The following is a 12,290-nucleotide window of genomic DNA, read 5'->3' on the forward strand; positions in this document are numbered from 1 at the left end:
CCTTTAACCTTGAAAGGTCAACAGACCCTAAGCATTTAGCTAAGAGAAAAACTGATATATGACTGATTCTTCTTTAAACCCGTGGGTTCGAGTTCTTTCCAGTTCAATAACTCGTTTTGGTGAGTTTAAAACTGCAGCTATTTGCTATGCATTATTACTGACAATATCGCTGGTTTTATCAAGTATGTTTTATTACGTTGCCATAGGCGAAGTAAACTTGGTTGATATACTCGCCGTGGTATTTTTTACCTCGGTTGTTTCTCCTTTAGTTATCAGCATATTATTAAACTCTATTCGGCAACTTGATGCCTCTTATGCTTATTTAGATAGTGCCACAAAACAAGAGAAGCTTTTAAATCAAACCCTCAAAGACAATATTAACCGCTTAAATATTGAAATTGACGAACGTAAAATGGCTTTTCATGCCAAACACCGAGCAATAGAAGAGCTTAGGCGTGAAATTGCAGAGCGTAAAAAAACACAACAAGAACTCGCACAGCAAGGCATGTTACTGCGCTCAATAGTAGACTCCTCGCCGGATTTATTTTATTACCGCGATAACAACGGGGTATTTGCCGGTTGTAATAAAATGTTTGAAGAGGTAATGGGCAAAACCAGTGGTGAACTTATTGGTAAAGCCGCAGAAGAAATATTCCCAAGCCACTTTTTATCAGAAGTACTCAGAACCGATGAGCAAGTTGAGCGCACTCACCAAGGTTTAACTATAGATGTGGAGTACTCAGTAAACGGTGAAATTAGGTGGTTTGAACTCAGAAAACTCCCCTTTATAAATGAGCAGGGCGATTACATTGGTCTACTAGCCTTTGGCCGTGATATTACCAGTCGTAAAGAAGCTGCGCAGGCACTGGAAACAGCTTACAAAGATAAAGGGAAATTTATTGCCACATTAAGCCATGAGTTACGCACACCGCTTAATGGTATTGTGGGCTTAACGCGCATGCTACTGGATACCGAATTAAACAAACAGCAACGCAGTTGGTGTAATACCGTGTTTTCAAGCGCCGAAACGCTAGGTAACATATTTAACGATATTATAGATTTAGATAAAATTGACCGTGAGCAGTTAGATATTGCCGCCAACGAAATTAATGTTTCGGACTTTATCAACGATGTAGTTAACTTTGCAGGCCTTATTGCTGAGCAAAAAGAGCTTTCGTTTGAAGTGAAGCGTTCTGGCATGCTTGACATATATGCTTTGCTTGACCCGACTCGTTTACGCCAAGTGGTGTGGAACTTAATTAATAACGCCGTTAAGTTTACTCAACAAGGGAGCGTAATCTTAGATTGTGCCAGAGAAAACCGTGAAGATGGCCCTTGGCTTATTATTAAAATACTCGATACCGGTGAAGGTATTCCACAAGAGCAACTAACACGCATTTTTGACATGTACTATAAAGCGCCAGATCTTAAAGGCACCAATGCCATAGGTTCAGGTATTGGCTTAGCTGTCACCAAAGCGTTAGTAAGCGCAATGAAAGGCACAATAACGGTTAATAGTACCCCAGGAGAGGGCAGTTGCTTTACGGTACAAATTCCGCTGAATTTATGTAGTGCTCCTACCGAACATAGTTATGTTGGCCGTAGCTTATATATTTTATTAGTGGAGGATGTGCCACTTAATGCTGAAATTGCCACTAACCTACTAGAGCAACGTGGACACGAAGTGCTGTGGGCTGAAACGGGTGAAGATGCTTTATCGTTTGTCGAAACTGAAGATGACTTAGATTTAGTATTACTTGATATGCAGTTGCCTGATATTAATGGTGACGAAGTGGCAAGACAAATTCGTGCTCAAAGTCATTTTGATCAGCTACCAATAGTGGCATTAACGGCCAATGTACGCAGTGCTGAAGAAGAGCTTGAGGGTATATCTATTCAAGGCGCACTAGCTAAACCAATAAACACAAGCAAGTTAGATAATATGCTCGCTGAACTCTTTGGCATTAAGCAAGCGCAAACCGAGGCTCCTCAACGAGTGGTCAATCAAGCGTTATTAAATCAAATTAATACTGACTTGTTGGATATTGAAACCATTGAAGACTTTGTAAATTCGATGGGCGTTGAAGTATTTAAACGCAGTAGCCAGTTGTTCGCAAAGCTAAATCCGCAGTACCAACAAGAGCTATTAGCTTCGTTAAACGCTGCTGATAGAGAAGAGTACAAATCGGTTGCGCACAAATTAAAAGGTGCCGCTGGTTCGGTGGGTCTTAATGATGTTCAGTTGCATGCAAAGCAAATGGAGCATGGGGCGCTGGAGCAAAGTGATGAAGTGTTAGCTGTGTGGCTTGAGGAGTTAACAGATAAAATAAATGAAGGACAACAGGCCCTTCATTTATTTTTACAGCAATTAGAGTAATAACTAATTAGCTGTCGATTTTACCAATGAAACGGTAACCTTCACCATGGATGGTGCTGATTAACTCAGATGTTGAGTTGTCGCTTTCAAAGTGTTTGCGGATACGACGAATTGTTACGTCAACCGTACGGTCGTTAGCGCGGAGCTCTCGGCCAGTCATGTGTTTAATTAGTTGCTCACGGCTAAATATACGACCCGGAGAGTCAAGCATTAAACGCAGTGCTCTGTATTCGCCTTTAGGTAGACGTTTCGCGTCTCCGTTTGGAGAAGTAAGGCAACGACTGTTTTCGTCAAGTTCCCAACCGTTAAAGGTGATCACGCCATTTGTTTCAATAGCAGACTCTTCACCACCTAATGCAGTACGCGTAATTAAGTTACGAGCACGAATAGTTAATTCACGCGGGTTGAAAGGCTTAGTAATATAGTCATCAGCACCAATTTCAAGACCTAAAATACGGTCTACATCGTTGTCACGGCCTGTTAAGAAAATAAGACCAACTTTGCGTTTTTGGCGTAATTCGCGAGCTAAAATAAGCCCGTTTTTACCTGGCAGGTTGATGTCCATAACTACAAGATTGACGTCATCGTTATTTGTAAGCTTATCATGCATATCATCGCCATCAATGGCTTCAATAACTTTGTAACCTTCGGCTTCAAATAAACTAACGAGGTTTAGTCTAGTTACGTCTTCATCCTCTACGATCAGAATGACTGGCGTTTGCATTTTTAATTAACCTTTTTGGAGTGTGTTTTATTTTAAAATCGGTGTGATCATCAAAACCGACTACTAGAATTATAGGATTATATCTAAATGTTAACAAGTAAAAACAAATTAGATAAAAACAGCTGCGCGCCCAAACCTACTTTGACGTATTATTAAAAACCGCGGCTTAATTGATACTTAACGTTGGATGTATAATTTGAATTATAAAGTCGAAGCCATTTCCCTTTAATAATTGATACATCCATCAACCACCTAAAGATACTTAAAATAATCAGACTAATTCAAAACGGAATTATATCACTTTACAATTTTTCATCAATGTATGTGATATGTTAAACACAATTAAGTTCATTAATTGTGTGAAAATACAGCATTAATGGTACAACTGTTCAATGAGTGCTGTCTTAGTATGGTCATAAAGTCGTAATTCAAGAGCAGGCAACGGATTTATTTCACTTTTTAAAATAGCGTAATAATAAATCGTGCTCCTGATTGATACTCAGTATCTAACACAATCTCTCCAGCCAAAGCCTGGGTCACTAAGTTGTAAACTAAATGCATGCCTAATCCACTGGCTCCTTGACCGCGTTTTGAAGTAACAAAGGGGTCAAAAATTTTCGCTCTTATGTTGCTCTCTACACCTAGGCCGTTGTCGGTGTAGGTAATTTGTGTTTTTGTGTTTGTTGCCACAATATCAATTTGCACTACATTGTCACCGCCAGCTACAAATCCGTGTAGTAGGGAGTTTAAAATTAGTTGATGGAAAACTTGCTGCAGTGGCCCTTTTTTACTTTCAACGGTTAAATCTGCTGGACAATTTATAAGAACTTTAGGATTTTTTATTCTTAACTCTTGCCCCATAGACAATAATGTATCGTTTATGAGCTGCTGTAAGTGAACTGTGCTAGTGATTTCATCATCTTTAATCACGGCCACTTTTTTAAAGTTAGAAATAAGCTCTGCGACACGGTTTAAACTACTGTAGATGAGGTCTAAGTTTTCAATGCCATCGTTAGTAAATTGCTCAAATTGACTGGCAGTCAATGACTTATTTTGAAAGTTAATTTGTAGCTCCGCGAGTTTATCCCTTAGTAAAGTAGAACCGGTGATCCCAAGCCCTATAGGGGTATTTACCTCATGAGCTACACCTGCCACCATTTGCCCTAATGAAGCCATTTTTTTGTTTTCGACAATTTGAGTTTGGTATTGGTGCATCTTTTCAAGTGTAGATAGTAACTCTTTATTTGCTTCTCTGAGCGCGATGGTTCGTTGGCTTACTTTTTCTTCAAGATTTGAGTTTAGTAGCTTAATTTCTTTTTTATCTTCTTCGTGGCGCTCTATTTGTCTTTGTGTTCGCGCCAGCATTACATTTAAGCTGTTAGAAAGCCGGGTTATTTCAGTTAAGTTTGTTAAAGGCGCCCGGGCGTAGTAGTTATGATTTTTAGCTATGTTTTGCAGTAACAAGCTTAAGTTTTCTATTGGGCTGGCTATCCTTTTTTGTAGCCTTAAAATAATCAAAGAGATGAAGATAAGTATTAAAGCGATAATGGCAATATCAATTATAATTTTTTTAGTGATAAGCTTATTTAAGTTATCCAAGCTGCCCCTAATATACACATAACCCAGTAACTGATCATTATTGAGTATTGGAGTAATGTACTCAATAAACTCATCACCTACTTGGGGTTCTATAAAGTCGTTAATACTGTCTGTTTTGATTGGAACAGGTGGCGATTTTCGGGCATTAAAACTGGTAAAAAATACTGGTTTATTTGTTTGCTCATCTAGCGCATAAATATGTAAGTTTGTAACCGATGATACTTGTTGAAGAAGCTTTAACCGCCTTTCTTCTGCAGGTCTATTTTTATTTAGTAATGACGGCATTGCATCAAAGGCAATGATCTCTGACACCAGCACAAGTTTACTAATGAGCTGCTTTTTTTGCTCTTGTGTACTTAAGTAAGTAGAAATAGAAAGAGATAATAGCAAACAGATGGCTGTTATAAGCATGATGGTTTTAAACAATATGCTACGAATGCTATTTTGCTCTACAGTTTTAGGCATTGCGAGAGGGTCATCCGTGTCAATTGTGAGTGTAATAAATACTAGTTTAGCAAAAACAGGAAAAAGTGAAGAAAAAAGATTAGCTTAATTACACTATTTATTCTTAGTTAATCTACGTAATAAAGTAAATATGCGGCTAATATACCGCATATTTATGTTTTGATAGGGGATTAATAATAAGTTTTAGCTACTGTATACAGCAAACTTATTATTCTTAAACACCGTTTGATAACTATCAAATTGGGCTTCTAAAATAGGTGGATATTTTAAAAAGCTATTAGCAACAATAGTGAGCTTACCTGTTTTAGTTAGGTGCTGTTTGGCATTATTTAAAAACGATTCGGCCACTGTGTAGTCGGTCGCAATACCGGTATGAAATGGTGGGTTACTAATAATTAAATCAAACTTACCTGCAATGCTGTTTAAACCATCGCTCAGTACGGCTTCACCATTAACGTTATTAAGTTTAAGCGTTTGTGTTGTTGCATAGGCAGCCAGTGCGCTTACATCACTACATGTAAATGTAAGAGCCGGATTTTTTAGCCCTAAAAACGTAGCAATAAGCCCCGCGCCACAACCAAAATCAAGAACGTTACCGTGTTTTATATTTGGTGCATTTTCTAATAGCATTTTAGTGCCTGCATCAAGGCCGCCATGGTTAAACACGCCAGGAATACTTACAGCAGTAAATTCAATATCACTTACGTTGACCACAAACTCTTTGTGGTAAGTACTAATATCAAATGTTGAATTCAGGGTTATTTCTGAAAATGAATATAAAACGCAGTGTTTTGCAGAGTCAATTTTATTACTGAACGCCGTTTTATTGGCGAGTTGCTTTTCAATTGATTTTACACCGCTTTTGTTTTCGCCAACGACTAGCAGCTCAGCTTCTTTGCTTATCACTGCGCGTATGTTGTCTAATGCCATTAATAGCTCGGGCTTAGACTTGGGGTAATAAAGAATTACTAAATCATATTCACCGGCGCTAATCGTGTGATTAACTTCTACATTTATACCCGATATGTTTTTAGCAAATTCACCATTTGCATGGTTATAGCTAAAAGCCGTTATTTTACTTTGTGGGTTGAGCGTTTTTAGCTCATTTAAAAAGCCATCTTGAACAAAGTTGACCACCAATATTGATTTACCTTTTAGCTCCTCGCTGTTGCGAAGTAATAATAGGCTCGGATTGGTTAATACGCTCATAAATGGCTTTACCTTACTTGATTATTTAATTAACGGTTATTTAGTACGTTCGAACATTAAATCCCATACGCCATGGCCTAAACGATGGCCACGTTGTTCAAACTTAGTCAGCGGACGTAAATCAGGACGAGGTACATAGTCGTTAGTCTCTGATTGGTTTTTGTAACCAGGTGCTGCTTGCATTACTTCAAGCATATGCTCTGCATAGTTTTCCCAATCGGTTGCCATATGAAAAACGCCGCCAATTTTTAATTTAGAACGTAGTTTTTCTGCAAACTCAGTTTGTACAATACGGCGCTTATGGTGACGCTTTTTGTGCCATGGATCAGGGAAGAACAATTGTAAGGTCGATAAGCTTTCATCACTTATACAATCTGCAAGGACTTCAACGGCGTCGTGTTCAAATACACGAAGATTAGTAACGCCTGCTTCGTCGGCATCCATTAAACACGCGCCAACGCCTGGGCGATGTACTTCTATACCGATAAAGTTAAGATGTGGTGCATTTTTTGCCATTTCAACCAATGACTTGCCCATACCAAAGCCAATTTCTAACACTACATCATTGTCATTGCCAAATACTGCGTTTAAATCAAGCAGGCCGTTTTTATGCTCAAGCCCCATTGTTGGCCAGCATTTTTCGATTGCAGCGGCTTGGCCTTTGGTTAATCGGCCTTCGCGTTTTACAAAACTACGAATAGTGCGGATATACTTACCTTCTTGCTTAGCTTGCTCAAGGTTGTTGTTACTTGATTCACTCATATTATTGGCCTGACAAAACAATGTGTTTAAAAATGGTTGCGTATTATCCCTGACCCGCGCGGGGTTGACAAGCTCTAGGGCGTTATAGCTTGATCTTTTCAACAACTACAATAGACTGAGCCGCCATTAAGCATTAGTAAAAAAGTAAATATGTTGGATTTAAAAAAGCAGCAGTCTGATTGGTTTTCTAACCAAGTAGTTGATTGGTATCATCTCCATGGGCGCAAAACATTGCCATGGCAATTAGCTAAAACACCTTATAAAGTATGGGTGTCTGAGGTGATGCTGCAGCAAACCCAAGTTGTGACTGTTATTCCTTATTTCGAAAAGTTTATGCAAAGCTTTCCCGATATTATTGCTTTAGCAAATGCTGATGAAGATCAGGTTCTGCATCACTGGACTGGTCTAGGTTACTATGCACGCGCGCGCAACTTACATAAAACGGCCAAAATAGTGCGAGACAAATATCAAGGCCAGTTTCCCAACACACTTGAAGAGGTGATGGATTTACCCGGAATAGGGCGCTCTACTGCGGGTGCTGTTTTATCTTTATCGTTGGGGCAGCATCATCCTATTCTTGATGGCAATGTAAAAAGAGTGCTTGCGCGATTTTTCATGGTTGAAGGTTGGTATGGCGTCAAAAAGGTAGAAAATCAGCTGTGGCATTTAAGTGAACAACTCACCCCTAAAAATAATGTGACTGAGTTTAATCAAGCTATGATGGATTTAGGGGCAAGCCTTTGTTCACGAAGTCGTTTTGACTGTGAAGCATGCCCGTTAAAAACACAATGTGGTGCTTTTAATGCGGGTAAGGTTAAAGAGTTCCCACATTCTAAACCTAAAAAAGCAGTGCCTAAAAAAAGTTGTCATCAGTTAATTATTAAACATAACGACAAAGTACTCATGGAAAAACGCCCAAGTAGTGGCATTTGGGGGGGATTATTTGGATTTTTTGAATTTAATGAGCACAGTGAGCTCGATACTTTTTTAGTACAACAAGGGCTAAAAAGTGAGCTTGAGATATTAGCGCCTTTTAGCCATGTGTTCTCACATTTTGAGCTAACCATAAACCCACATGTGCTCAATGTTCAGCAAATCCCTGATGTGGTGAACGACAAGCAATTAATATGGTATCCACTTGATCAATCAATAGAGGTGGGTTTAGCTGCACCGACTAAAAAGTTGGTTAAACAAATGAGCCCAATAGGTTAAACTAGCAGCATTTAGCGTTAGAGAGAATAAATCATGGCACGTACTGTATTTTGTCAAAAGTTACAAAAAGAAGCTGAAGGCCTTGGATTTCAACTTTATCCTGGGGAAATTGGCGAAAAGATTTTTAATAATATATCTAAAGAAGCATGGGGACAGTGGCAGCATAAACAAACGATGCTGATCAACGAAAAGCATTTAAATATGATGGACCCAGAACATCGTACTTTTTTAGAAGAGCAAATGGTTGGCTTTTTATTTGAAGGAAAAGAGGTTGAGATTGAAGGCTATAAGCCAGTAGAAAAATAATCGTTAAAAAAGGGCTATAAAAGCCCTTTTTTGTTGTGCATACCTATGAACAGTTTAGTTAAATCAAGTCATCTTGTTGATCGTGGTTTCTAATTTGTTCTTTTAAAAATTGTGCTGCTCTTGAATATTCAATTTCGAGCTCATCTCTCATCTCAATTAACTCATCGGCATTGATTTCATCAGCCTTGCACTTATCCTCAAATGACTGCGCTAAATCAGCCACAATATTAGCCCCCACTGTTTTTGATATAGATTTCAATTGATGGCAGGCAGCTATAATTTCACTTTGACTCTTTTGTAGTACCGCAAAGTTGATTGATTTAATTTGTTCTTGGCTTTGCTCTAAATACATTTTAAAGAAGCGAATTTTTTTAGCATCATCGCCATTTATATATTTGTTGGCAGACTCCATGTTAATAGGCATGGCTGGCTTTTCAGCTGAGCTAATTTGTTTTGGCTGTTTATTATCTATATCGCTCCATTGATTTAATATGTCCTCAAGCGCATTTAACTCAATCGGTTTAGTTATAAAGTCATTAATTCCCACAGCTAAACAGCGCTCTCTTTCGCCTTTTAAGGCATTGGCTGTTACAGCAATAATATAAGGTTGAGCGTCGATTGCTTCTAACAGTGCCGCTTCTTCTCTAATCTTTTCAACCATATCGTAGCCAGACATTTTCGGCATATGTAAATCGGTCAGAATGAGCGAATAGCTGTTTTTACGCCACATCTCTATGCCTTCCTCACCATTATTCGCTACTTCCACACTATACCCTAATATGTGTAACTGCTCGGTAAGTACTTCTTGGTTTAATAAGTTATCTTCTACCAGTAAAACAAGCCTATTTGCAGCGAGTGCTTCTTCTGAATTTAAGTAATGATTCATGCTTTTAGCTTTTTTTATTTGCTTAGGTTTATGTAAGCCCGCCGCAACCAAAATTGAAAGCATAAAGTTAGATTTACACAGTGGTGAAGCATTAATATAAAAAATATTTTCATGATTAATAACGGCTTCATCTAGCTTACTTAATACCACCATTTGCTGATTATTATCTTCTAGTGAGTAAAGTAAACTTCTTAGCAAAGTGCTAATACTGCTCATGTCGTCAATACCATCGACAACCCAAATAATATCCTTTGTGTCTTGATGATCTTCTATATCTTTTTGCTCATGGGCATAGGTTATTTTGGCACCCATGAATGACAAGTAACGATAAATTACCTTGCCGCGTTCAGCATTGTCACTAACAACAACAACATGTTTATTATTGAGTGTATTTTTATGAGCAAATTCAGTTTTACCTGCCGTTGAAAAAGGCAGTTCAACGGTAAACTCACTACCAATCCCCTCATGGCTTGTAACATGTATAGTACCAAGCATTAGCTCGGTTAAGCTTTTACAAATTGAAAGCCCAAGTCCTGTACCGCCAAATTCTCGGGTAATTGAGCTTTCAGCTTGAGTAAACGGGCTGAATATTTTCCTTAATTGAGACTGACTCATTCCTTTACCGTTATCAACTACACAAAAACGGAGTGTAAAATGATCGGCAGTGTTGTGTGCAACTTCAACCGATATTTTCACCCTACCTTGAGTAGAGCCGTTAGTGCTGGTAAATTTAATGGCATTGCTACATAAGTTATAAAGTACTTGGCGAACCCTGACTGAGTCGCCCATAAGGTTATTAGGAATATCGGGTGCAATTGATAAATCGAGTTCTAGGTGACGGTTTTTTGCAACAGACGATAACACCTTTGCGACTTCTTCTAGCGTATCTGCAACAGAGAAGGGAGTCGGGTCTATATTGAGCTTTCCTGCTTCAATTTTAGAAAAATCCAAAATATCATCTAAGATACTGAGTAACGAAAATGCAGATTCACGAATAATTGTACTTAAACGTTGCTGTGCACCATCAAGTTCTGTTTGACGAAGTAAATCAATGGTACCGATTACACCATTCATTGGTGTTCTTATTTCATGACTCATAGTGGCTAAAAAGGTGGTTTTAGTTTCACTGGCTTTTAGCGCTTTTTGCGTTTGTTTCTCTAACTCAAAGGTTCTGCTTTGTACTTCTGTTTCAAGGCTTGTTTGTAATTTTTTTAACTCTTTTTTTGCCGCTTGATCGTCAGCTTGAACCTTACTCACCTTTTTGAGTAATAAATTAACTTGTTGAGCTACCGTTTCTAAACCACCCTCTAGTTGCTCATTTAGGGTGCTTTGATAGTTATCATTTTGCGTAATTTCTTTTAGTTCTTGAGTAAGTGAATCTGTATTTTTATGTAATCGCTTGTTAATGTATTTATTCAACATGAATGCTAATACAAACAGCACCACCAGTGCAGCAAAGGCTACAACATAGGCATTTAGTGGTGAGTGTTGATTTGATGGTGTAACTGAGGGCTGTGTTTGCTTAATAATAAGCTCTCCAATTATCTGCCCCTCTGATGAGATTAAATGATGAAGAGTATTTTGTTCTTTAATATGTTTATTAACAGCTAAAGGCGCAATTGCTTTACTGTTATTGCTATAAACTAACTCGGCTTGATTATTGGCATTAAAACGGTGGAGCGTATATTTATAATCATCATTGAGTAAGGTGGTCATATCGAGTAATTGCGTGACCTTGTCTTGCTCGTATATTGTTAATGCTTCTGCTAAAGGCTGATCAAGACGCTCAGCAAGTTTTGTTAACGATAAAGTAGAGGTTGGAGCAGATGCATTGTTATCAGCATTACTTTGTGAATAAAGCACAAAGGCGACTACAAATAATGCGGTTATTATAAGGTTACTAACTAAGAATAAAGGTAGTAGGCCTTTTATTGCTGAAGAGGGCTTGCTCTGCATGAGTTTTCCTGTGGTCTTATTATTAAAACGGTAAGCCTGTACCGAAAGTTATTATTCAATCGTAACACCTAAAAAAAATAATTCACTACGTTTTTTAAACTCTTTTGTTGGATAAATACACTGTATTAACGAAAATAGCCTCGAGTTGTTTGAAAACCGTTCAAACGATTATAAAGAATAAAAAAAAAGTTGACTTGTAGGGGCAAAACTCGTTTAATACGCCGCACGCCCAGATAGCCAGTCAGTAGAGCTAGCTGGGAATTGCATTAAAAATCCGTTAAGATTTTTAATTAGCACTGTTTAAGTGCCTCGATAGCTCAGTTGGTAGAGCAGAGGATTGAAAATCCTCGTGTCCCTGGTTCGATTCCGGGTCGAGGCACCATTATTAAAGTAATAGTGTTTCAAATCATAAGATTAAACGTTATTACACGTGCCTTAGCACACAGTTTAGTGTGCCGACTTAGCTCAGCTGGTAGAGCAACTGACTTGTAATCAGTAGGTCAACCGTTCGACTCGGTTAGTCGGCACCATTTATAAAAGTGAAATTGCTAAAAGCAGTTCACGAGCACTGTTTAAGTGCCTCGATAGCTCAGTTGGTAGAGCAGAGGATTGAAAATCCTCGTGTCCCTGGTTCGATTCCGGGTCGAGGCACCATTTACTAAAAGTTATCAATCTTTAAAATTGATAAAGTGCCTTAGCACACAGTTTAGTGTGCCGACTTAGCTCAGCTGGTAGAGCAACTGACTTGTAATCAGTAGGTCAACCGTTCGACTCGGTTAGTCGGCACCATTTAT

General features: G+C 38.5%; 8 protein-coding genes and 4 tRNA genes. 7 read left to right on the top strand and 5 right to left on the bottom strand.

The features are described from left to right. Positions 1 to 58: 58 nt before the first annotated feature. Entirely contained in the window at positions 59 to 2,377 is a 2,319-nt protein-coding gene (gene arcB, locus L641_RS0104515) for an aerobic respiration two-component sensor histidine kinase ArcB (RefSeq protein WP_024601259.1), read from the top strand. A 7-nt stretch (positions 2,378 to 2,384) separates the two neighbouring features. On the opposite strand, the gene arcA is transcribed toward arcB, so the two are convergent. The 4 genes from arcA to trmB form a co-directional block, all read right to left on the bottom strand. Then, positions 2,385 to 3,101 carry a two-component system response regulator ArcA gene (gene arcA, locus L641_RS0104520; protein WP_008110444.1) on the bottom strand — a complete coding sequence of 239 codons (717 nt, stop codon included), beginning with the start codon at positions 3,099 to 3,101 and terminating at the stop codon, positions 2,385 to 2,387. Between the two features lie 459 nt (positions 3,102 to 3,560). Then, a complete protein-coding gene (locus L641_RS0104525) occupies positions 3,561 to 5,165 on the bottom strand; it encodes an ATP-binding protein (RefSeq protein ID WP_024601260.1) in 1,605 nt (534 codons plus the stop codon). Positions 5,166 to 5,348: 183 nt separating this feature from the next. Continuing rightward, positions 5,349 to 6,374 carry a methyltransferase gene (locus tag L641_RS0104530; RefSeq protein WP_024601261.1) on the bottom strand — a complete coding sequence of 342 codons (1,026 nt, stop codon included), beginning with the start codon at positions 6,372 to 6,374 and terminating at the stop codon, positions 5,349 to 5,351. Between the two features lie 36 nt (positions 6,375 to 6,410). Further along, entirely contained in the window at positions 6,411 to 7,136 is a 726-nt protein-coding gene (gene trmB / locus L641_RS0104535; RefSeq protein WP_024601262.1) for a tRNA (guanosine(46)-N7)-methyltransferase TrmB, read from the bottom strand. Between the two features lie 150 nt (positions 7,137 to 7,286). Between trmB and mutY the strand changes: the two genes are divergently transcribed. Beyond that, positions 7,287 to 8,348 carry an A/G-specific adenine glycosylase gene (mutY, locus tag L641_RS0104540; RefSeq protein ID WP_024601263.1) on the top strand — a complete coding sequence of 354 codons (1,062 nt, stop codon included), beginning with the start codon at positions 7,287 to 7,289 and terminating at the stop codon, positions 8,346 to 8,348. 33 nt (positions 8,349 to 8,381) lie between these two features. Next, on the top strand, positions 8,382 to 8,654 hold the full coding sequence (locus tag L641_RS0104545) for an oxidative damage protection protein (RefSeq protein WP_013464143.1): 273 nt from the start codon (positions 8,382 to 8,384) through the stop codon (positions 8,652 to 8,654). A gap of 58 nt (positions 8,655 to 8,712) precedes the next feature. Here the strand turns inward: L641_RS0104545 and L641_RS0104550 are convergent, their stop codons facing one another. Continuing rightward, the gene (locus L641_RS0104550) at positions 8,713 to 11,496 is read right to left on the bottom strand and encodes an ATP-binding protein (protein WP_024601264.1); all 2,784 of its coding nucleotides are present in this window, start codon (positions 11,494 to 11,496) and stop codon (positions 8,713 to 8,715) included. 306 nt (positions 11,497 to 11,802) lie between these two features. On the opposite strand from L641_RS0104550, the gene L641_RS0104555 reads away from it, so the two are divergent. The 4 genes from L641_RS0104555 to L641_RS0104570 all read left to right on the top strand — a co-directional run bounded on the left by L641_RS0104555 (position 11,803) and on the right by L641_RS0104570 (position 12,285). After that, positions 11,803 to 11,878: transfer RNA gene (locus L641_RS0104555), tRNA-Phe, on the top strand. A gap of 72 nt (positions 11,879 to 11,950) precedes the next feature. Next, positions 11,951 to 12,026: transfer RNA gene (locus L641_RS0104560), tRNA-Thr, on the top strand. 48 nt (positions 12,027 to 12,074) lie between these two features. After that, positions 12,075 to 12,150, top strand: a tRNA-Phe gene (locus L641_RS0104565). Positions 12,151 to 12,209: 59 nt separating this feature from the next. Continuing rightward, positions 12,210 to 12,285 (top strand) — tRNA-Thr (locus tag L641_RS0104570). Positions 12,286 to 12,290 lie beyond the last annotated feature (5 nt).

Origin of the sequence: Pseudoalteromonas sp. TB41 (genome assembly GCF_000497975.1) — a bacterium.
GTDB classification, from domain to species: domain Bacteria; phylum Pseudomonadota; class Gammaproteobacteria; order Enterobacterales; family Alteromonadaceae; genus Pseudoalteromonas; species Pseudoalteromonas tetraodonis.

Coding starts and splice junctions, on each gene's coding strand:
- arcB (WP_024601259.1), top strand. CDS start 59: ATGACTGATTCTTCTTTAAACCCGTGGGTTCGAGTTCTTTCCAGTTCA.
- arcA (WP_008110444.1), bottom strand. CDS start 3,101: ATGCAAACGCCAGTCATTCTGATCGTAGAGGATGAAGACGTAACTAGA.
- L641_RS0104525 (WP_024601260.1), bottom strand. CDS start 5,165: ATGCCTAAAACTGTAGAGCAAAATAGCATTCGTAGCATATTGTTTAAA.
- L641_RS0104530 (WP_024601261.1), bottom strand. CDS start 6,374: ATGAGCGTATTAACCAATCCGAGCCTATTATTACTTCGCAACAGCGAG.
- trmB (WP_024601262.1), bottom strand. CDS start 7,136: ATGAGTGAATCAAGTAACAACAACCTTGAGCAAGCTAAGCAAGAAGGT.
- mutY (WP_024601263.1), top strand. CDS start 7,287: ATGTTGGATTTAAAAAAGCAGCAGTCTGATTGGTTTTCTAACCAAGTA.
- L641_RS0104545 (WP_013464143.1), top strand. CDS start 8,382: ATGGCACGTACTGTATTTTGTCAAAAGTTACAAAAAGAAGCTGAAGGC.
- L641_RS0104550 (WP_024601264.1), bottom strand. CDS start 11,496: ATGCAGAGCAAGCCCTCTTCAGCAATAAAAGGCCTACTACCTTTATTC.